The following is a 20,775-nucleotide window of genomic DNA, read 5'->3' on the forward strand; positions in this document are numbered from 1 at the left end:
CAGGTAGGCAATTTGCGAACCCTCGATCTTTTGAGTCAACGCACTAGCCAGTTTTTGACGCGTGTTTGCCAGCGAAGTGGCACCCGTCGCGCTGCTTGCCTTAAGCCTTGGCTAGACCGGAGCCGCATCACAATGGTCAACAAACCTCGCCGAAGCATGAGCGTTGCCCTTTGCGGGGGGGTATTCATTCGCCCGGGCAGAAATGCTATCAACCCGCGCGCGTCTATGCGAGGCGCCGCTTCCACGATGTGCTCAGACGGCTCTGCACCACTTGTGCTGGTGCGTAGGTATTCGTTGGTGTAGTCCCATGGAAGCATCGCCGTCTGCCACGAAGGAGAGAATGGCGGACAGTGGGGCGCAGGCTTGTCGTCAACAAGATAGTCGCGATGTAACGCCGTAAAGAAGTCGAGCCAGATGTCCGTTGTCGTGTCCCAGGGGAGCACCCATGACCAAGCACGCCCGGACAATCGCTCTGCAAATGCTCCCAGATCGGGGGCAACGATTGGCAGCCCCGCTTGGAGGCAAGCACTCAAGGTGTAGCTGTAGGTTTCAGGCCATTGGGCGGGGAACCAAGCCAAATCAGGTTGCAGCCACTCCAGTAAGCTGGGCAGCTCTGCATCGGTATATTCACCATGCACGGTGAGGCGCGCTCCAGGTTGAGTTTTGAGGTTGCGATAACCGTACCCCAACAAATGAAACTCCACAGGGGCTTTGGCCTTTGCCGCAGCGATTGCCACTGCCTCCAGAACATCTGCACCTTTAATACTGCTAAGCGCGCCAAGAATCACGACTTTGAGGGGCTCATTGGGGTCGCGGCGAGACAGGGGGCGGACGTTGGGTAACGGCTGCGAGCTGTCTATATCTAGATGTGGCACGTGACGAACGTCCGCCTCAGGCACAAATCTTTCCATGCGCGCTGACATGTCGGCACTGGGCGCCAAGATGTGTCGAGCCTGTCGTAGGAAGTCGCGACTGTTATTCCTCCATGTGACGATGTCAACTCCGCCGGGGGCCGGGGACTTGGCGAGACAGCCTTTGCACTGCTCTTCGCCTTTTTCCCCGCAGTAGCGATTGCGATGGTCGGTAAGCGATATCTGTGGGCAATAGCTGTAGTGATCGTGCGCTGTGAAGTCAAACGGAACGCCAAGGCGTTTTGGAAGGCTTTTGATTGCATCCACGTGCCCCAGCAAATGATGAAAGTGCACAAGCGATACCCCAATAGAGCGAAGCATCGATACCAGGGCATCCATTTGCTCATGCACTTGGAAATCCAGGGCGAATTCTTCGGTGGGAGCGGCTAAAGCCAAGCGCACACGCAAGCCGGGCGCAGGAGTAAGCGTCAGTATTTCAGCCGTATCCCGGAGGGTGGTCGCAAGTTCGCGCACGTGTCGTAGTGTTCCGCCTGCGCGATCATGCACGACGCACAGAACTTTGGGGCGAGTGCTTGTCTGTAGCCGTGCGATATCTAGCGCGCGTCGGTAAGGTAAAGAAGGATCATCAGCGATAAAGCGCATCACGGCGCCTTCGTAGTCGGGGTGGAGGCGCCTCAAGGTTTCCATGGCATCCAGCTCCCGCTGGCTTTTGCTGGCGCCGAAGCTCACGCCTCCAGCATGCAAGACAAAAGTATCAAGCGCTTGCAGATTACGCCACCCGAGAGCATGCGCCCGGCGACAAAAATCGTTCTCCTCTCCATAGCCCTTGCCGAAGTTGGGTACATCAAAAAGCCCGACAGCATCTAGGCAGTCGCGCCGTATGTACATGCAAAAGCCGACACCGGTAGGGACCTCTACTGCAGCCCTAGGATTGGCCTTGGCTGCCAAAGCATCCAGCGACGCGGTGGTGTGGCCAGGTGCCAGTACGTTGGGCTCGCAAAAGCGCGGGTAACTGCAAATGGTGGCGTTGTTTGAAAATGGGGTGACGGTTCCGTTGAGCTTGTGCGAATAGGCTGTAGCGCACAGCCTGTCTAGCCAGTCATTGGCAACCTCTGTGTCGCTGTTGAGCAGCAATACATCTGCCTGGGTAGATGCGGCCATGCCTCGATTGACCGTGCCGACAAAACCCAGATTTTCTGAGTTTTCCAGGAGCAGCATTCGTGGTTCCGACGCCGCAATGCTTCGAAGCCAGTCCGTCACCTCGGGCTCCGGGCTAGCATCATTGATCACTACCAAGCGCCACGGCCTCTTGCAGGTGCTGTTGAGGACAGATGTAATGCAGCGCTGCGTATCGAATAGACCCTTGTATACAGGAACGATAACGTCTATGGGCTGTAGCAGTGATGGTGCTCGTTCAGCCACTTGAAGAGCGGAAGAAGAAGGACATGAATTTGATGGCAGGTACCTGCTGATTGCCATCTTCAGGCGAACCAATGGGCGGGTGATACGAAACACGGTTGAGTTTTCGATCCACTCCAGATGGGTTTGTAGTTCTTCCAATGAGCGCTGTGTTTGATTTTGGGTTTCGATGAAGAAGGTGCGCTCCTGCTGCGCAATACGGATTTTTTCCTTCCAATCCTCATTTTCCTTGTGCGCGCGCTGCAATTCAGCTTGTAAAGAATGCTTTTCTGCCGCCAGGGTTTCAGCAACCATACGCTGCTCAGCATAGGCTTTCCGAATGTCTCGTACAGCGTTGATCGCTTGAAGGTAGTCTGCAGACATGGGCCAACCGGCGGTTACTTCCAGTTGTCCGCCTTCGAGAGACAGCATGCCAAGGCTGACCTTGTCAATGGGAAGCTCCAACCATGGGTCATCGTCGAGCAGCAACAGCAGAGGGATGGCAGTAGGAAAACCAAGCTGTGTCCAATGAATCTGATGCGATGCCGGGAACGAGCGAATAGCTTCTGGCTCCCAATCGTCGTAGCCTTTCCATGTCCAAAGAATGTTGCCGTGCGCGTCGATCAGGCGCAGTGAAAACAGATGCAGAAATCCGGGCCGGTCTGCGGGGTCAAGCCGCAGCGCGTGATAGGGTGAAACGGGGGACGGCGGAACTTTGAAATGAACAGTCTGATGTCGTTCGCCTATGACGCCTGTGCGATGAACTTTTTGTGCTTGCGTGTAGCCCTCACCCGTATCCCAGAAAAGCTCCATGCTGAACTTTGCTGCCTCTGGTCTGGCTGGCCCTGCGGAAGAGTTTTCAGCGATAACATGCGCAGCCCCGCCGCTTCTCTTTAGCCGCGCTGTGACCACGAATTGATAAGTCAGGGCATCTGGCTGTGTCAACAAGTAGCGGCTTACCGATGGCGGGATTGCGTCAAGAGGGTGGGAGAACTCGGACTCAATAAGCTCGCGACGCACCGTCTCGGTCGAGTCGACTTGCCAGCCAGCTTGCTCCAGAAAATCGAGGAGGCTACTGCGAGTAAAGAAGCGCAGATGTGTTTTGTCGAGCAAGCCCTCATCTCGATATCTGAATTGGCCATGCATCAACTCTGCGATGAGGCCTGCATAGGCTGCGTTGGGTACAGAGATTAGCAAACGGCCCTCGGGGGACAGTAGGGTTTTGCATTGCTCCAAGACGACCGCTGGGTTCTTGAGATGCTCTAGTACATCCGCGCACACGATCACGTCATAGTGGCGCGATGCAAACGCTGTCAGCAGATCAAGCGTTTCAAGGTCTCCCTCTACAACCTGCCGATAGTGCTTGCGTGCAATCTCCGCTTCGGCGCTGTTGAATGTCACACCATCCAGCGCAGTGTGCCCACGGTCGACAAGCCAGCGTCCAAGAGCACCCGTTCCGCATCCTAAGTCCAAAACACTGGCGTCTGAGGGTATGTGCTGGGTAAGAAAATTCAGCGATGTGTGCTCGTCTGGCTGGATATCGCGCGTGTAGATGTGAGGTTGCTCAGCAAGTGATGGCATGCGGGGATTATGCCGTCAGGGTTGATAATGCGAGGCTTATGCTGTTTGATCGCCGTAGCAATCCGGTGCGTGAAAGTCGCGCGACCAGCGCGCGGCAGAGAGGCTCCAACAAGTTGTCGAGAGTGGTAAAGGCTACGCGCTCCTGTTGCGAAAGTCAGCGAGGCAGTGGGGCGCTTGCTTGCTGCATAAGTTTGGCTTGTAGCATCGACCAGAAGCGGCCAAAGCAGCCTTCCAAGATGACCGGCGAAGAGAGAGTCGAATGAATCAATTCCCGCAGGACGGAAATAGTGTGAGTGGGCCCCTGGGATGGGCTGCCGCTTTAGCGTTAGCGCTGCTCATATGTTTGGCGTGGCTGGGTGTGGATCTGCAACGCGATTTGGCTCAAAAGCGGTTGTTGCTGCTACCCATGATTGGCGCGTTGGACAATTGCCTCCTATCTCGCGGGCCTACATCCAACGTTGAAACCTGCGGAGGTGATACTGACTCGGCGGCGGGCTTGATCGAGGGCACTTTGAATTCCCTCGGACCCCGCAGGAGTGCAGATGGCATTTACGAGGTTGGCTATACGCTGAATGTCCCGTTGTTGCGGCTGTTCACACTTTCCGCAGATGGGCGCTGGGTGATAGATGAGGCTGCCGCTAAGCGCGTAGCCAACACTATTCGCCGATCCGAGCGCCCGATGGTGCTGTATATGTTTTCTACGCATTTTTCTGTCGGAGGTGCGTTGGAGAAGCAGCTCGGTGCCGATCCTCGCAATTTGGCGTATGGCCCGACAGGCCAGCCTATGGACAAGGGACGGTATTACCACCTTGACATCTATCCTTGGAGTGTGGTGGATCACAGTAACAGTTTGACCCGCATGAGGGAAACAGCGATCAACGCGGTGTTGGAGCAAGTGTGCCAGCTACCGCTGCGAGATCGTAAAAAGGTTCACGGAGTGACAGTCCTTGGCGAGCTGCACCATCTTTTTCCAGACTTTGAGTCAGGCATGGGGGTGTCCACTTCCTATCAAGTCTCAGATTACAGTGACCAATCAATTCAGGGGTTCCGTCAGTTTTTGCGGGCGCGATTTGTCAATGTGCGTGCTCTTAACGAAGCATTAGGGGGTGACTACCGGTCATTTGACGAGGTGGTACCTCCGGCAAAGGATATACGCACGCAGCGGTTATCTCGGTATCAGGACCACATTGACTCATATGCCACCGGTGTGCTGCCAATTTCGGGTTGGGCGCATGAGGTAAACGGGCCATCAGCCAAAGCGCCGTGGATTCACATTTTCGTGAACGGATTGCCCGTTGCAAAGGTTCCTGCGAATCTAGCTCGGCAAGATGTCTTTACGGCTGTTCCTTCTGTGGGGTCGGCTGATGTGGGTTGGCGTTACGACTTGAACTACTCTGCACTCGCGAAGGGAATGCACCGTATCGACATCGCATTGGAACCGGCGGATGGTGGCCCAATGCAATATTTGGCAGGGCGGTGGGTGGGTGTTATGGGGCGAGATCAAGCTCCACCTAGGCTTGCACCGCAGTCGCCGTTGCCACCTATGAGTGCGAAGCGGTCAGGCACAAGTTTTTGGTTGGACGCACCGAGCGATCAGTTGTCTCTGTACTACAACCCCTTGGTCCCACATTGGCACGAGTACCGACAGAGGCAGGTCACTGATTATCTGAAGCATTTTGCGAGTTTGGTGAGGCACTCTTGTCTGGGAAGCGGGTCTGTGTATACCCATCAGATTGTTCCATTCGCTAACCCCGGATGGGATGCTTCCAGGTTCGCCATTGACGACTCGTTGGGCGACTCTACCGGCATGCAGCTTGGCATCAGCCTCTACGGGCGCGCCACATACGGGCCAGAGATGATCGATTGGCTGCGATCGCGCCGCTCCAAGGTAGCGGGGGTGGGAGCGCATGGGGGCAGCAGGGCTTATGGCGTAACGGAGTTTCATCCGCTAAAGGGAATGTCGGCGCGTGAGTTGAATCAGGTTTTGATGCGCCACCACGCCGAAGGCGCACAATTTATTTCGTTTTTTATGGAGCCGCGGGTGAAAGGAAAGCTGTTTGAACCTGGCATCAACCTCTTCTCTTTTGACCCTCAAAATGTTGCTTACGGGTCGGATTCGCTTTACGAAGCTATGGCAAATATCTTAAGGGCCAAGTCACACGATGAGCCATCTAGGGCTGTCGCTACGGGATCCGCTGCTACGCCTTGACACTTTGTCCTTCTGAAGAGCTTGTATCCTTGGGGCATATTGGTCGCTATTGCGATAGAACTTTATGTCGTTCCTTGGTGCTAGGTCGCATCTTTGCAGCGGCACCAAATTTCATGATTCTCTTGTCTCTGGTTAGTTTTATTGTCGCTACCCTTGCCGCTGGTTTGATAGTGCGCTGGTGTAAGGACCATGCAACTTCTTACGGCTACGCCATGCCCCAGCGTTTTCATCACGGGCATGTGCCGCGCGTGGGAGGTGCTGCTCTGGTTGCAGGGATGGTGGTGAGCTGGGGTTTGGGCGTGGCGCAATCGTCCCTTTGGGGGGACCCGGCATCACTGCGTCTCGATGCGTGGGTTGTGTCGTGGCTTGTTGTGCTACTACCGGCTGTACTTGGGGGCGTTGCCGAAGATTTGACCCAGCGGTTATCAGTACGCTACCGCCTTACTTTGACCGGTGCGTCTGGCGCATTGTCAGTATGGCTTTTGGGCCTCAATTTGCCCCGTATGGGGTGGCCTTGGTTGGATACCCTGTTGCTCATTGCCCCCTGGCTTGGTATCGCCATAGTCGTGCTGGCCGTCGCAGGCCTGCCCCACGCCTTCAACATCATCGACGGCTACAACGGGCTGGCGGGAATGGTTGCCTTGATCGTGTGCCTCGCCTTGGCGCACGTGGCGCTGCAGGTGGGTGACCGGGCGCTGGCTGCGCTGCTGGTATCCACTGCTGCAGCCACAGGCGGTTTTTTGGTCTGGAACTATCCGCGCGGCATGTTGTTTGCCGGAGATGGGGGGGCCTATGTGTGGGGCGTGGTGATTGCCATGGCCAGCATCTCGCTGGTGCAGCGCAATGCGGACGTATCGCCTTGGTTCCCGATGCTTCTGCTGATCTACCCGGTGTGGGAGACGATTTTCTCCATTTACCGCAAGGCGGTGCGGGGCGTTTCACCGGGCGTGGCCGATGCGCTGCATTTTCACCAGCTCATCTACCGCCGCATTGTTCGTGGGGTGTTTCACGATGATGAGTCCCGCCGGGTGCTGATGCGCAACAACCGTACGTCGCCCTATCTGTGGGGCTTTACGCTCCTGACGGTGGTGCCTGCAGTGCTGTTCTGGAACAACACGCCCCTGCTCATGGCGTTTTGCGGGCTTTTTGTGGTCAGCTATGTCATGGCCTATCTGGCCATCGTGCGGTTCAAAGTGCCGAACTGGCTGCGCCACTGAAGCCTTCTTGTGTTCGCGCGCCTGGCGAATGCGGCACAATTTGCGCCTCACAGTTTTCTCCGGATGGCACGCCCCCATGACCGACCTTCTTTCGATTGCCCCACGCGACAAGGCTGAAATCCTGGCCCAGGCGCTGCCTTATATCCGCAAGTTCCATGGTAAGACCATGGTGATCAAGTACGGCGGCAACGCCATGACGGACCCGGCCCTGCAGGCCGACTTTGCCGAGGACGTGGTGCTGCTCAAGCTGGTGGGCATGAACCCGGTGGTGGTGCACGGTGGCGGCCCGCAAATCGAAACCGCGCTCAACCGACTGGGCAAGAAGGGCGAGTTCATCCAGGGCATGCGTGTGACCGATGCCGAGACCATGGAAGTGGTCGAATGGGTGCTGGCCGGCGAGGTGCAGCAGGACATCGTGGGACTGATCAACCAAGCCGGTGGCAAGGCCGTGGGCTTGACCGGCCGTGACGGCGGCATGATTCGCGCACAAAAGCTCAAGATGGTGGACAGCAAGGATCCCACCATCGAACACGACGTGGGCCAGGTGGGTGACATCGTTTCCATTGACCCCAGCGTGGTGAAGGCGCTGCAAGACGATGCGTTCATTCCCGTCATCAGCCCGATTGGCTTTGGCGAGAACAATGAGAGCTACAACATCAATGCGGATGTGGTGGCCAGCAAGCTGGCCACGGTGTTGCAGGCTGAAAAGCTGATGCTGCTGACCAACACCCCCGGTGTGCTCGACAAGGCCGGCAACCTGTTGACCGACCTGACAGCCCGCCGCATCGACGAGCTGTTTGCCGACGGCACCATCTCGGGCGGCATGCTGCCCAAGATTGCCGGTGCGCTGGATGCCGCCAAGGCGGGTGTAAATGCGGTGCACATCATTGACGGGCGTGTGCCCCATGCCATGCTGCTGGAGATCCTGACTGACCAGGCCTACGGCACCATGATCCGGTCTCACTGACCCCGCGTGAGGTCTCCATGCGTCTGCTGTTGGTGGAAGACGATGTGATGGTGGCCAGCGGCATCAAGCTGGGGCTCACCGATGCGGGTTATGCGGTGGACTGGGTGGGCAGTGGCGAGCGGGCCGAAGAGGTGCTGCGCGCCGAGTCGTTTGACGCAGCCATCATCGACATCGGGCTGCCCGCCATGGACGGCCTGGAGCTGACACGCCGCCTGCGCCGCCCAGACATGGCAAGCCCCGCCATGCCAGTTTTGATCCTGACGGCGCGTGACGCGCTGCATGACCGGGTGCAGGGGCTGGATCTGGGGGCGGATGACTACATGGTCAAGCCGTTCGAGCTGCCTGAGCTGCTGGCGCGCCTGCGTGCGCTGTTGCGCCGTTCCCAGGCCGCGACCACGGCCGTGCTGAGTTTTGGTCCGCTGGAGCTGGACACGGCCGGGCGCCGGGCCAGCATGCGCACACCGGCTGGCGAGCAGGTCATCGAACTGGGCCCGCGCGAGTGGACGGTGCTCGAATACCTGCTCATCAACGCCCCCAAGCCTGCTAGCAAAGACAAGCTGCTGCAGGCACTGACCGGGTGGGACAAGGAGATCACCCCCAACGCGGTGGAGGTGTATGTCTCGCGCCTGCGGGGCAAGCTGGAACCCCACGGTGTGGCGCTGCGGTCCATACGGGGCTTTGGCTACCGGCTTGAACTGCAGGCAACCTGAGCAGGAATTTTCCACGCCCAGTTCGCCGCCTCGCCATGCTTTGGAAAAACTCCTCCCGGCGGCCCGGCCTGCGGGCCATGACATCGGACCTGCGCACCCGGCTGCTGCTGATGCTGGTACTGCCCCTGTGTGTGCTGGTGCTGGCAGGGGTCTGGCTGGACTACCGGTCGGCCGATGAGGCAGCTGGCCAGCACGACCAGCGTCTGGTGCGGCTGCTGCCCGCGCTGGCCGATTCGGTGCTGGCGCCGCCCATCCACGACAACGACCCACCGCTGCTGCTGCTGGCGCCGCCCATCGAAGAGTTTTTGCGCCAGAACGCGGGCTTTGCGGCCTATAGCGTGCGCGATACCTCGGGGCGCCTGTTGCTCGGAGAGGGCTGGGTACACGGCGCCGTGCCCACCACACAGGCCCCGGAGTTCCACAGCGTGGAGTTCGGCGGCGTGACGTACCGGGTGGCGGCGCAACGCGGGCGCACGGGGGCGGGCGAACTGGTCGTGGCCCTGGCCGACGGGTCGGACCCTCGCCAGAAATGGGCGCAGCAACTGCTCCTGAGGGTGTTGTTGCCCAACCTCGTATTGCTGATTGCCGCGGGTTTTGCGATCCATTGGGCGGTGCGGCAGGCCTTCAAACCCCTGGTGGGGCTTGCGGAGGCGGTGGAGCGCCGCTCTCCCCGCGATCTCAGTCCCATCGACGAGGCCGCCTCGCCCGACGAGGTGCGGCCCCTGGTGCACTCGCTCAACCGCCTGTTTGCGCTGGTCAACGCACAGGCCGAAGGGCAGCGGCGTTTTGTGGCCGACGCGGCGCACCAGTTGCGCACGCCGCTGGCGGGCTTGCAGGCCCAGGTGGAGGCCTGGGCCATGATGGCCAAGGCGGCAGCGCCGCCACGCACGTCATTCCCGGATTTCGACCGGAAAATGCCGCTAGCGCATGAAGATCGTGCACAAGGCGCTATTGTTTTGGGAGCGGATCAGATCGAGAAGCTGCGCAACGCCACGCGCCGCACCTCTCAGCTGGCGCACCAGCTGCTGGCGTTGTCTCGCGCGGACGCCCGCAGCCTGGACGCGCAGCCGCCGCAGCGGGTGGACCTCAAGGATCTGTGCGAGTCGCTGCTGGAAACATTTTTGGACGCCGCCACCGGCAAGGGCCTGGACCTCGGGCTCGATGTCCAGTTGGTGCATGTGACAGGCCATGGCTGGCTGCTGCGCGAGCTGCTGTCCAACCTGGTGGACAACGCCATCAAATACACACCTGCGGGGGGCGTGGTGACCATCCGCTGCGGACTGCGCCAGGGGCGCGCGGGCCCGCCCCGGCCCTACGTGGAGGTGGAGGACGACGGCCCTGGCGTGCCGGAGTCTGAGCGTACCCGCGTGTTGCAGCGGTTCTACCGCGTGCCCGGCGCGGGAGGCGAGGGCACGGGCCTGGGCCTGGCCATTGCGGACGAGATTGCCCGGGTACACCGTGCCGCACTGACGCTGGGAACGGGCCCCCAGGGGCGCGGGCTGCTGGTGACGGTGGTGTTTCCGCTGTAGTCGTGCGGGGTCCCCGGGCCGTCCGGACCGACAAGGGGCCTGTGCGAGAATCATTTCCACACACGATTGACTTGTGCAAACAGGTGGCGGCCCGGCCCCTCCTGGCTGCGGCAAGATGTGACATCGTGATCCACGCCCTGCAGTGATCCGACCATGCCCAGTGGCATGCGCACCGGGAGCAGGGCCCCACCGGAGTCCCTGTCCTGCATGTCTGAAATCTCGCCCCTCCCCGAGCCTGCCAGTACCGCCGAAGCGGGAGATGTTGCGGCTGCACGCAAGCGGCCCAAGCCCGGGGAACGGCGCGTCCAGATCCTGCAGGCCCTGGCCGCCATGCTGGAGCAGCCTGGGGCCGAGCGCATCACCACTGCCGCACTGGCCGCGCGCCTGTCGGTCAGCGAGGCGGCGCTGTACCGTCATTTCGCCAGCAAGGCGCAAATGTTCGAGGGCTTGATCGATTTCATTGAGCAGTCGGTGTTCACACTGGTGCAGCAGATCACGGGGCGCGACGTGCCTGACCCCACACAGCCTGCCGACGTGGGCGCTCGTCAGGCGGCGCGCATCGTGGCGCTGGTGCTGCAGTTTGGCGAGCGCAACCCGGGCATGGTGCGGGTCATGGTGGGCGACGCACTGGTGTTCGAGCACGAGCGCTTGCAGCAGCGCATGAACCAGTTCTTTGACCGCATCGAATCCACCCTGCGCCAGTGTCTGCGAGCTAGCACCGCCGCATCCAGCACGCCCACAGTCGATGCCCAGGTGGCGGCCAGCGTGTTGACGGCCTTTGTGGTCGGGCGCCTGCAGTGCTACGCCCGCTCGGGGTTTCGGCGCCTGCCCACCGAGCACCTGGAAGCCAGCCTGGCGCTGATGTTGTAGCGATCCGCGCTGTTGAGGCGGCGCATCACGGCGAGGGTGGCGCGGCTGCAACGGGTGGTTTGGATGGGTCTCCCTATTTTTTCCGGGGGCTTGGGGGCTGCAGGGAATTTGCTGCAGAATAGAACGAACGTTCGTTTTTATTCGTGCCCATGTCCTCCATCCCCGAATCCCGCCAGGTCACCCGCATCCCGCGCGCTCGCAGTGGTACCGGCCGTGCCTTGCAAAAAGGCCAGCAGACCAAGGCGGCCATCGTCGAGGCCGCGCTGGGCCTGGCCACGCACATCGGGCTGGAAGGCCTGTCCATCGGGGCGCTGGCCGATGTCACGGGCATGAGCAAGTCGGGCGTTTTCGCCCACTTTGGCTCCCGCGAAGAGTTGCAGATCTCCGTCATCCGCGAATACCACACCCGCTTCGAGCAGGAAGTGTTCTACCCCGCCATGTCCGCCCCCCGTGGCGTGGCGCGTTTGTCGGCGCTGTTCGACAACTGGATGAAGCGCACCTCCATCGAAATCGACTCGGGCTGCATTTACATCAGCGGCGCGGTCGAGTTCGATGACCGTACCGGCCCCGTGCGCGATGCGCTGGCCAGTTCGGTGCTGACCTGGCATGCCGCCATGCGCCGTGCCATCGAGCAGTGCAAGGAACTGGGCGAACTGCGTGCCGACACCAAGGAAGAGCAGATGCTCTTCGAGATCCACGGCCTGATCCTCGCGCTGCACTACGAGGCGCGGTTCCTGCAGACCCCGGGCTCCATCGACCGAGCTGTCGTGGGCTTTCACAACATTCTGGCGCGTTACAGCGCGCCGACAGCGGCAGCCAAGGCACCCACAGTGGCGCGCCGCAAAGTTTCCAACCAAACCACCACATCCAAGGAGTAAACCCATGCCTACCTATACGCCGCCCCTGCGCGACATGCAATTCGTCATGCACGAAGTGCTCAAGGTCAGTGATGAATTCAAGGCGATGCCACCCCACGCCGAAGTGGATGTGGACACCATCAATGCCGTGATCGAAGAGGCCGGCAAGTTTGCTGCCGAAGTCGCCTTCCCGCTCAACATCAGCGGCGACACCGAAGGTTGCGTGCTGAACAAGACCACGCACGAAGTGAAGACCCCCACCGGCTTCAAGGACGCCTATGCCAAGTACGTCGAGGGTGGCTGGGCGGCGCTGAGCTGCGACCCCACCTATGGCGGCCAGGGCCTGCCCTTTGTGCTGAACCAGTGCCTGTACGAGATGCTGAACTCGGCCAACCAGGCCTGGACGATGTACCCCGGCCTGTCGCACGGCGCCTACGAAGCCCTGCACGCCCACGGCACCGACGCCCAGAAGGCCCTGTACCTGCCCAAGCTGACCAGCGGCGAATGGACCGGCACCATGTGCCTGACCGAACCCCACTGCGGTACCGACCTGGGCCTGATGCGCACCAAGGCCGAGCCTCTGCCTGACGGCACCTACAAGATCACCGGCAACAAGATCTTCATCAGCGCTGGCGAGCACGACATGGCCGCCAACATAGTTCACCTGGTGCTGGCCCGCCTGCCCGATGCGCCCAAGGGCAGCAAGGGCATCAGCCTGTTTGTGGTGCCCAAGTTCAACGTGAATGCCGACGGCTCGCTGGGCGAGCGCAACCCCATCTTCTGCACGGGCCTGGAGCACAAGATGGGCATCCACGGCAACGCCACCGCGCAGATCGCGCTGGACGGCGCCATCGGCACCATGGTGGGCCAGCCCAACAAGGGCCTGGCCGCGATGTTTGTGATGATGAATGCCGCCCGCCTGGGGGTGGGCAACCAGTCGCTGGGCCTGACGGAAGTGGCTTACCAGAACGCCCTGGCCTACGCCAAGGACCGCATCCAGTCGCGCAGCCTGTCGGGCCCCAAGGCCAAGGACAAGGATGCTGACCCCATCATCGTGCACCCCGATGTGCGCAAGATGTTGCTCACCGCCAAGGCCTACGCCGAAGGTGGCCGCGCGCTGCAGATCTTCTGCACGCTGTTGCTGGACAAGGTGCACAGCCACCCCGATGAAAAGGTGCGCAAGGACTCCGAAGAACTCGTGGCCCTGCTGACTCCCATCGTCAAGGCCTTCATCACCGACAACGGCCACATCAGCACCAACGCGTGCATGCAGGTCTTCGGCGGCCACGGCTTCATCAAGGAATGGGGCATGGAGCAGTACGTGCGGGACAACCGCATCAACATGATCTACGAAGGCACCAACACCATCCAGTCGCTGGACCTGCTGGGCCGCAAGGTGCTGGGCAACAACGGCGCCACGCTGAAAAAGCTGGGTAAGCTGATTGGCCAGCTGGTGGAAGAAGAGGGCGTGAACGAGCGCATGGCCGAGTTCATCAACCCCGTGGCCATGCTGGGCGACCAGATGACCAAGTTCACCACCGAGATCGGCTTCAAGGGCATGCAAAACCCCGACGAAGTGGGCGCTGCTGCGGTGGACTACCTGCGCGTGGCCGGCCACCTGGTGTTCGGCTACCTGTTCGCCCGCATGGCCCAGGTCGCCCTGCGCGAGATCGCAGCCGGCAACACCGACCCGTTCTACGGCGCCAAGCTGCAGACCGCACGTTTCTACTTCGCCAAGCTGTTCCCCGAAACCGCCACGCTGATGCGCACCGCCCGTGCCGGTAGCAAGGTGCTGATGGACACCGATCTGGCCCTGGCCTGATCGGTGCCGGATGCGGATTTCAAGCCTTTTTGCCAGGGAGCGCAGATGTTCAAAGCGGTAGCAGCTATTGTTTTGGTAGCGGGTGCGCTGCCGGCCTGGGCGCAGATGACGCCCGAAGGCCTGTGGCGCAACATCGATGACAAGACCGGCGAGGCCAAGGCCGAGATCCGCATCCGCGACATTGGTGGCGGCGTGCTGCACGGAGCGCTGGAAAAGCGCCTGTCCAAGGACGCCAAGCCCGAGGATGTCTGCGAGGAGTGCTCCGACGACCGCAAGGGCAAGCCCTTGGTGGGCTTGGAGATCATCCGTGGCGCCAAGAAGGCCGACGGCAAAGAGGTGTGGGAGGGCGGCAAGATTCTCGACCCTGAGAACGGCCGCAACTACACCCTGCGCATGACCCCCGTCGAGGGCGGCAAGAAGCTCGAAGTGCGCGGCTCGATTGGCCCGTTCGGCCGCACGCAAACCTGGATCCGCGTCCAGTAAACCCCATTCCCGTGGCCTTGCGCGCCCCCTGCGGTGTCGCGCAACGCCCCAACCAGGAACCCAACCCATGTCCCGATTCCAAGTGAAAAAAGTCGCCGTGCTCGGCGCAGGCGTGATGGGCGCGCAGATTGCCGCCCACCTCGTCAACGTGAAGGTGCCCGTGGTGCTGTTCGACCTGCCCGCCAAGGAAGGCCCCAAGAACGGCATCGTCACCAAGGCAGTCGAAGGCCTGAAAAAGCTTAAGCCCGCTCCCCTGGGCGTGGCCGACGACGCGGCGCTGATCCAGCAGGCCAACTACGAAGAGCACATGCACCTGCTCAAGGAATGCGACCTCGTGATCGAGGCCATTGCCGAGCGCATGGACTGGAAGCTCGACCTCTACACCAAGATCGCTCCCCACGTGGCCAAGCACGCCATCCTGGCGTCCAACACCTCGGGCCTGTCGATCACCAAACTGTCCGAAGTGCTGCCCGAGAGCATCAAGCCCCGTTTCTGCGGCATCCACTTCTTCAACCCCCCGCGCTACATGACGCTGGTGGAGCTGATCAACACGCCCACCACCCAGCCTGAAGTGCTCGACCAGCTCGAAGCCTTCGTCACCAGCGGCCTGGGCAAGGGCGTGGTGCGCGCGCACGACACGCCCAACTTCGTGGCCAACCGCGTGGGCATCGCCGGCATGCTGGCCACGATGAAGGAAGTCGAGAACTTCGGCCTGACCTACGATGTGGTGGACGACCTCACGGGCAAGAAGCTCGGTCGTGCATCCAGCGGCACCTTCCGCACTGCCGACGTGGTGGGCCTGGACACCATGGCCCACGTGATCAAGACGCTGCAGGACAACCTGAGCATTGAGACCGACCCCTTCTACGAAAGCTTTGGCACGCCTGCCGTGCTGAAAAAGCTGCTGGAGCTGGGCAACCTGGGACAGAAGACCAAGGCCGGTTTCTTCAAGAAGGTCGGCCGCGATGTGATGCGTTTCGAGCTGGAAAGCGAAGAGTACGTGCCCGCCGGTCAGAAGGCCGACGAGGTGTATGCCCGCATGCTCAAGAAGCCCGCTGCCGAGCGCCTGCGCCTGCTGCGCAATGCCGAAGGCGCGCCCGGCCAGTTCCTCTGGGCCATCCTGCGCAACAGCTTCCACTACGCCGCCGTGCACCTGGGCACCATCGCCGACAACGCCCGCGACGTGGACCAGGCCATGCGCTGGGGCTTTGGCATGAAGCAGGGTCCCTTCGAGCTGTGGCAAGAAGCCGGCTGGCTCGAAGTCGCCAAGATGATTCAGGAAGACATCGACGCTGGCAAAGCGCTGTGCAAGGCACCGCTGCCCGAGTGGGTCTTCAAGGGCCCCGTGGCCGACGCCGGTGGCGTGCACACCGCGCAAGGTTCGTGGAGTGCATCGCAGAACAAGTTTGTGCCCCGCCGCCAGTTGCCCGTGTACGAGCGCCAGATCTTCCCCGAGGCCCTGTTGGGCGAAACCAGCCTGCCCGACTGGCGCACCGCTGGCACCACGATTGCTGAATCGAAGGCGCTGCGCACCTGGACGCTGGACGGCCAAGTACTCATCGCCAGCATCAAGAACAAGATGCACGCCATCAGCCCCGAGGTGATGGAAGCGCTGATGGAAGCGCTGGAACTGGCCGAGTCTGAGTACCAAGGCATGGTCATCTGGTCCGGCGACGCTCCTTTCAGCGTGGGTGCGGACCTGGAAGCCACGATGCCCGCCTTCATGGTCGGCGGCGCCGATGCGGTGGAAAGCATCGAGCAGGAGCTGCAAAACCTGATGATGCGCATCCGCTATGCGCAGGTGCCTGTCGTCGCAGCCATCCATGGCATGGCGCTGGGCGGTGGCTGTGAGCTGGCCGTGTATTCGGCCAAGCGCGTGGCCCACATGGAAAGCTACATCGGCCTGGTCGAAGTGGGCGTGGGCCTGGTGCCCGGCGCCGGCGGCCTGACCTACATCGCCCGCCGCGCGGCCGAGAACATGGCAGCTTCCACATCCAAGGACATCCTGCCTTTCCTGACCGAAGGCTTCACCGCCGCGGCCATGGCCAAGGTGGGTACCAGCGCCATCGAATCGCGCAAGCTGGGCTTCCTGCTGGATAGCGACGTGATCGTGCCCCACAAGGACGAGCTGCTGTTCGTCGCCATCAACGAAGCCAAGTCCATGGCCGCGAGCGGCTGGCGTGCACCGCACAAGCGCCTGTTCCCCGTGGCGGGCCGCAGCGGCCTGGCCACCATCAAGGCCCAGCTGGTGAACATGCGCGATGGCGGCTTCATCAGCGCCTACGACTTCAAGATCGGCGCCATGATCGCCGAGGTGGTCTGTGGCGGCGATGTGGATGCTGGCTCGATGGTGAGCGAGGAATACCTGCTCACGCTGGAGCGCAAGGTGTTCTGCCACCTGATCGCCCAGCCCAAGACGCACGAGCGCATCCTGGGCATGTTGTCCACCGGCAAGCCGGTTCGCAACTGATCCGGACGTCGATGGATAACCGGTAGACCGACATGAGCGAACACGCCCCCAACAAATTGCAGCGCTCGCTGATGCGCCTGGACGAGGCCCCCGCCTTCATGCGCGGCTTCGTGCAGAACATCATCCTGCGCCGGGCCGTGCCCTTTACCGGCACGGCCGGGGTGAAGTTCGTGTCGCTCACGCCTGAACGGGTCGAAGTGCATCTTGCCAACGAGCACCGTGTGCAAAACCACATCGGTGGCGTGCACGCCTCGGCCATGAACCTGCTGGCCGAAACGGCCACCGGCATGGCCGTGGGCATGAACGTGCGCGACGACTGCCTGCCGCTGGCCAAGGAGCTCTCCATGGCGTTCAAGAAGCGAGCCACGGGCGGCCTCAAAGCCGTGGCCACGCTCACCGCCGAGCAGCGCGCCGCCATGTTGGCCAGCGACAAGGGCGAGGTGCATGTGAAGGTCACCGTGACCGACGAAGCCGGTGTGGAGCCGGTCGAATGTGTATTTACGTGGGCCTGGGTTCCTTCCAGCCGCCCCCCCAAGAATTGAAGGAGTTTCACCATGGCTCAAAAACAAGTCCAGGACGCCTACATCGTCGCCGCCACGCGCACGCCCATCGGGCGTTCGGGCCGCGGTTATTTCAAGAACACCCGGCCTGACGACCTGCTGGTCGCCGCCATCAAGAGCGCCATGCTGCAGGTGCCCACGCTGGACCCCAAGGCGATTGAAGACGCCATCATTGGCTGCTCCTTCCCCGAAGGTGAGCAGGGCATGAACATGGCCCGCATCGCGGTGGGCCTGGCGTTCGACCACCCTGTGGGCGGCGTTACCGTGAACCGCTTCTGCGCATCGGGCATCACCGCGCTGCAGATGGCCGCCGACCGCATCCGCGTGGGCGAGGCCGACGTGCTGATCGCCGGCGGCGCCGAGTCCATGAGCCTGGTGCCCATGGGCGGCAACAAGCCCTCGTTCAACGCCGAGATTTTTGCCAAGGACGAAAACGTGGGCATCGCCTATGGCATGGGCCTGACCGCCGAAAAGGTGGCCCAGCAGTGGAAGGTGAGCCGCGAAGCGCAAGACGCGTTCGCCCTCGAATCCCACCTGCGCGCCATCAAGGCGCAAAAGGCCGGTGAGTTCAGCGACGAAATCACGCCCTTCGAAATCGTGGAGCGTTCGCCCAACCTCGCTACCGGCGAAGTGGTGGAAAAGCGCCGCACCGTGAGCCTGGACGAAGGCCCGCGCCCCGACACGTCCCTGGAAGGCCTGGCCAAGCTCAAGCCCGTGTTTGCGGCACGCGGCAGCGTCACGGCGGGCAACAGCTCGCAGACCAGCGACGGTGCGGGTGCGCTCATCGTGGCCAGCGAAAAGGCCGTGAAGCAGTTTGGCCTGACGCCCCTGGCGCGTTTTGTGAGCTACGCCGCGCGCGGCGTGCCGCCCGAGATCATGGGCATTGGGCCTATCGAAGCGATTCCTGCGGCGCTGCGGTATGCGGGTCTCAAGAGCGATGACATTGGCTGGTATGAGCTGAACGAAGCGTTTGCGGCGCAGTCGCTCGCTGTGATCAACACGCTGGGGCTGAACCCTGCCAACGTGAATCCGATGGGTGGCGCGATTGCATTGGGGCACCCGCTGGGGGCGACGGGTGCTATCCGTGCGGCGACGGTTGTGCATGCGCTGCGTCGGCACAAGCTGAAGTACGGCATGGTCACGATGTGTGTAGGTACCGGCCAAGGTGCCGCCGGCATCATCGAAGCTTTGTGAGTTAGCTGGCTACTGCGCGGGCCATCTGCGTCGTTGGGCGGTGCTCGGAATCCTCACGTACTTCAAGTACGTTCCGGTTCCTCCGCTCCGGCCGCCTAGCAGCTGATCCCGCTCGCTACGCCCCTGAGGGCGGAGTGTGAAGGCAGGGGGAAGTGCACTGCCTGTTTTTGTTTTCCATTCAAGCCGGCGCAGATCGGCATTGAGCTAAGGAGACAGACATGAACAAGCAAACTTTGCAGGTCAACGGGGCAGTGTCTTTGGCACTGCGTGTCTACGAACCCGAGCGCGCTCCGCGCGCCAGTGTCGTGATCGGCGGCGCGATGGGGGTGCGGCAGTCGTATTACGAGGCCTTTGCGCTGTGGATGGCGCAGCAGGGGTTTCGGGTCACCACGTTTGACTACCGAGGCCACGGCGATTCGCTGCAGGGCGCCATGCGCGATGTGAAGGCGGATCTGTTTGATTGGGCGCAGGACTACGAGGCGGTGATCACAGCCGCCAAGGCCGCACTGCCGTCGCAGCCGCTGTATTTGCTGGGCCACAGTCTGGGCGCGCAGTTGCCCGGTCTCTTGAAGAAGCCCGAGCAGGTTGACGGCCTGCTCAGCGTGGCCGCAGGTAGCGGCTACTGGCGCGATAACGCGCCCCAGCTCAAGCGCATCGTTCCGTATTTCTGGTGGGTGCTGGTGCCGCTGGCCACGCGGCTGTGCGGGTACTTTCCGGGGCGCACGCTCAAGAAGGTGGGCGACCTGCCTGCGGGGGTGATCCTGCAGTGGCGGCGCTGGTGTCTGGACCCCGCCTACAGTGTGGGGGCTGAGGGGCCTGCGGTGGCGCAGAGTTATGGCGCGGTGCGGTTCCCGGTGCTGGCGCTGTCGATGGCGGACGACGAGCTGATGACCTTGCGCGGCACGCACAACCTGGTGAACCTGTACGCCAACACCGAGCGCCGGGTGGAGAGCATCACGCCGGCCGACCTGCAGGTGCGGCGCATCGGGCACTTTGGTTTCTTTCGTGACCAGTTCCGCCAAAGCCTGTGGCCGCGCGCAGCGGCTGCGCTGGCTGCACTGGGCGGTGGCGGAATGCCCCACGGCGAAGTCTCCGGTACGACGGCCTGAGCGGTCGTTTCGCGGCACACTTGCAGCATGACTTCCTCTTCATCCACTTCTTCGTCTGCGTCTTCGTCCTCCGCTACCCACCCGCTGGACGAGGCGCTGCAACTGACGGCTTCGTCCGCTGCGACGGGCCAGTATGAAGGGCAGACCCACCCCGGCTACTGGAACATGGTCGGCCCGTTTGGCGGCATCACCGCTGCCACGCTGCTGCAGGCCATCTTGCAGCACCCCGACCGGCTGGGCGACCCGCTGTCGCTCACTGTCAACTATGCGGGCGCTTTGACCGCTGGTGCGTTCACGGTGCAGGCAACTCCGGTTCGCACCAATCGCTCCACCCAGCACTGGACGCTGTCGATCCTGCAGGCTGGTGCCGACGGCGCGCAGGTGGTCACCACCACCGCCACCGCCGTCACGGCCGTGCGCCGCGAGACCTGGAGCGTGGGCGATGTGCCCATGCCGCAGGTGCCCCCACCTGCAGAGCAAAAAGCCATCGTCGCCCCCTTGGGCGCTGTGGAGTGGCTCAACCGCTATGAGATGCGCCCCATCGCTGGCTTCATCCCGCGCACCTGGGACGGCAGTGGCGATCACAGCCTGACGCAGCTGTGGATGCGCGACACACCATCCCGGCCGCTCGACTTTGTGGCGCTGTCCGCATTGGCTGATGTGTTCTTCCCCCGTGTGTGGCTGCGCCGTGCGCGCCAGGTGCCTGCGGGCACGGTGTCGATCACCGTGTACTTCCACGCCACGGCAGAGCAGCTGCAGGCCACGGGCACGGGCTTCCTGCTCGGCCAGGCGCGCGGGCAGGAGTTCCGCAACGGTTTCTTTGACCAGACCGTGCAGCTGTGGAATGAGGCTGGCACCATGCTGGCCACCAGCCATCAGATCGTTTACTACAAGGAATAGGAAGTCGGCCTGTTGCCCTGCGCCGTA

At 61.9% G+C, this 20,775-nt stretch carries 15 protein-coding genes; 14 read left to right on the forward strand and 1 reads right to left on the reverse strand.

What is annotated here, in order from left to right:
- Window positions 1-35: 35 nt before the first annotated feature.
- On the reverse strand, window positions 36-3,851 hold the full coding sequence (locus C8C95_RS13130) for a methyltransferase domain-containing protein (RefSeq protein WP_116748875.1): 3,816 nt from the start codon (window positions 3,849-3,851) through the stop codon (window positions 36-38).
- 259 nt (window positions 3,852-4,110) lie between these two features.
- Between C8C95_RS13130 and C8C95_RS13135 the strand changes: the two genes are divergently transcribed.
- The 14 genes from C8C95_RS13135 (at window position 4,111) to C8C95_RS13200 (ending at window position 20,748) form a co-directional block, all read left to right on the forward strand.
- Entirely contained in the window at window positions 4,111-6,060 is a 1,950-nt protein-coding gene (locus tag C8C95_RS13135) for a beta-galactosidase (RefSeq protein ID WP_116748876.1), read from the forward strand.
- Between the two features lie 113 nt (window positions 6,061-6,173).
- The gene (locus C8C95_RS13140; protein ID WP_116748877.1) at window positions 6,174-7,277 is read left to right on the forward strand and encodes a glycosyltransferase; all 1,104 of its coding nucleotides are present in this window, start codon (window positions 6,174-6,176) and stop codon (window positions 7,275-7,277) included.
- 76 nt (window positions 7,278-7,353) lie between these two features.
- Complete coding sequence (gene argB / locus C8C95_RS13145) at window positions 7,354-8,244, forward strand: acetylglutamate kinase (protein WP_056059422.1); 891 nt, start codon at window positions 7,354-7,356, stop codon at window positions 8,242-8,244.
- A gap of 17 nt (window positions 8,245-8,261) precedes the next feature.
- Window positions 8,262-8,954, forward strand: a complete 693-nt coding sequence (locus tag C8C95_RS13150) for a response regulator transcription factor (RefSeq protein ID WP_056059420.1) — start codon at window positions 8,262-8,264, stop codon at window positions 8,952-8,954.
- A gap of 77 nt (window positions 8,955-9,031) precedes the next feature.
- Window positions 9,032-10,483, forward strand: coding sequence for a sensor histidine kinase (locus C8C95_RS13155; protein WP_056745383.1), 1,452 nt, complete (start codon window positions 9,032-9,034; stop codon window positions 10,481-10,483).
- 207 nt (window positions 10,484-10,690) lie between these two features.
- Window positions 10,691-11,353 (forward strand): nucleoid occlusion factor SlmA, encoded by a 663-nt coding sequence (gene slmA, locus C8C95_RS13160; protein ID WP_116748878.1) that lies wholly within the window; start codon window positions 10,691-10,693, stop codon window positions 11,351-11,353.
- A 149-nt stretch (window positions 11,354-11,502) separates the two neighbouring features.
- Window positions 11,503-12,231 carry a TetR/AcrR family transcriptional regulator gene (locus C8C95_RS13165; RefSeq protein WP_099731283.1) on the forward strand — a complete coding sequence of 243 codons (729 nt, stop codon included), beginning with the start codon at window positions 11,503-11,505 and terminating at the stop codon, window positions 12,229-12,231.
- A gap of 4 nt (window positions 12,232-12,235) precedes the next feature.
- Window positions 12,236-14,032, forward strand: coding sequence for an acyl-CoA dehydrogenase C-terminal domain-containing protein (locus tag C8C95_RS13170; protein WP_116748879.1), 1,797 nt, complete (start codon window positions 12,236-12,238; stop codon window positions 14,030-14,032).
- A 45-nt stretch (window positions 14,033-14,077) separates the two neighbouring features.
- The gene (locus C8C95_RS13175; protein WP_056059410.1) at window positions 14,078-14,515 is read left to right on the forward strand and encodes a DUF2147 domain-containing protein; all 438 of its coding nucleotides are present in this window, start codon (window positions 14,078-14,080) and stop codon (window positions 14,513-14,515) included.
- Window positions 14,516-14,582: 67 nt separating this feature from the next.
- Window positions 14,583-16,985 carry a 3-hydroxyacyl-CoA dehydrogenase/enoyl-CoA hydratase family protein gene (locus tag C8C95_RS13180; RefSeq protein ID WP_116748880.1) on the forward strand — a complete coding sequence of 801 codons (2,403 nt, stop codon included), beginning with the start codon at window positions 14,583-14,585 and terminating at the stop codon, window positions 16,983-16,985.
- Between the two features lie 32 nt (window positions 16,986-17,017).
- A complete protein-coding gene (locus C8C95_RS13185) occupies window positions 17,018-17,527 on the forward strand; it encodes a DUF4442 domain-containing protein (RefSeq protein WP_116748881.1) in 510 nt (169 codons plus the stop codon).
- Window positions 17,528-17,539: 12 nt separating this feature from the next.
- On the forward strand, window positions 17,540-18,739 hold the full coding sequence (locus C8C95_RS13190; RefSeq protein ID WP_116748882.1) for an acetyl-CoA C-acyltransferase: 1,200 nt from the start codon (window positions 17,540-17,542) through the stop codon (window positions 18,737-18,739).
- A 218-nt stretch (window positions 18,740-18,957) separates the two neighbouring features.
- Entirely contained in the window at window positions 18,958-19,848 is an 891-nt protein-coding gene (locus C8C95_RS13195; protein ID WP_116748883.1) for an alpha/beta fold hydrolase, read from the forward strand.
- Between the two features lie 27 nt (window positions 19,849-19,875).
- Window positions 19,876-20,748 carry a thioesterase family protein gene (locus tag C8C95_RS13200; protein ID WP_116748884.1) on the forward strand — a complete coding sequence of 291 codons (873 nt, stop codon included), beginning with the start codon at window positions 19,876-19,878 and terminating at the stop codon, window positions 20,746-20,748.
- Window positions 20,749-20,775 lie beyond the last annotated feature (27 nt).

The organism is Acidovorax sp. 99 (assembly GCF_003096455.1).
In the GTDB taxonomy this organism is placed as follows: domain Bacteria; phylum Pseudomonadota; class Gammaproteobacteria; order Burkholderiales; family Burkholderiaceae_C; genus Acidovorax; species Acidovorax delafieldii.

Coding starts and splice junctions, on each gene's coding strand:
- C8C95_RS13130 (WP_116748875.1), bottom strand. CDS start 3,851: ATGCCATCACTTGCTGAGCAACCTCACATCTACACGCGCGATATCCAG.
- C8C95_RS13135 (WP_116748876.1), top strand. CDS start 4,111: ATGAATCAATTCCCGCAGGACGGAAATAGTGTGAGTGGGCCCCTGGGA.
- C8C95_RS13140 (WP_116748877.1), top strand. CDS start 6,174: ATGATTCTCTTGTCTCTGGTTAGTTTTATTGTCGCTACCCTTGCCGCT.
- argB (WP_056059422.1), top strand. CDS start 7,354: ATGACCGACCTTCTTTCGATTGCCCCACGCGACAAGGCTGAAATCCTG.
- C8C95_RS13150 (WP_056059420.1), top strand. CDS start 8,262: ATGCGTCTGCTGTTGGTGGAAGACGATGTGATGGTGGCCAGCGGCATC.
- C8C95_RS13155 (WP_056745383.1), top strand. CDS start 9,032: ATGACATCGGACCTGCGCACCCGGCTGCTGCTGATGCTGGTACTGCCC.
- slmA (WP_116748878.1), top strand. CDS start 10,691: ATGTCTGAAATCTCGCCCCTCCCCGAGCCTGCCAGTACCGCCGAAGCG.
- C8C95_RS13165 (WP_099731283.1), top strand. CDS start 11,503: ATGTCCTCCATCCCCGAATCCCGCCAGGTCACCCGCATCCCGCGCGCT.
- C8C95_RS13170 (WP_116748879.1), top strand. CDS start 12,236: ATGCCTACCTATACGCCGCCCCTGCGCGACATGCAATTCGTCATGCAC.
- C8C95_RS13175 (WP_056059410.1), top strand. CDS start 14,078: ATGTTCAAAGCGGTAGCAGCTATTGTTTTGGTAGCGGGTGCGCTGCCG.
- C8C95_RS13180 (WP_116748880.1), top strand. CDS start 14,583: ATGTCCCGATTCCAAGTGAAAAAAGTCGCCGTGCTCGGCGCAGGCGTG.
- C8C95_RS13185 (WP_116748881.1), top strand. CDS start 17,018: ATGAGCGAACACGCCCCCAACAAATTGCAGCGCTCGCTGATGCGCCTG.
- C8C95_RS13190 (WP_116748882.1), top strand. CDS start 17,540: ATGGCTCAAAAACAAGTCCAGGACGCCTACATCGTCGCCGCCACGCGC.
- C8C95_RS13195 (WP_116748883.1), top strand. CDS start 18,958: ATGAACAAGCAAACTTTGCAGGTCAACGGGGCAGTGTCTTTGGCACTG.
- C8C95_RS13200 (WP_116748884.1), top strand. CDS start 19,876: ATGACTTCCTCTTCATCCACTTCTTCGTCTGCGTCTTCGTCCTCCGCT.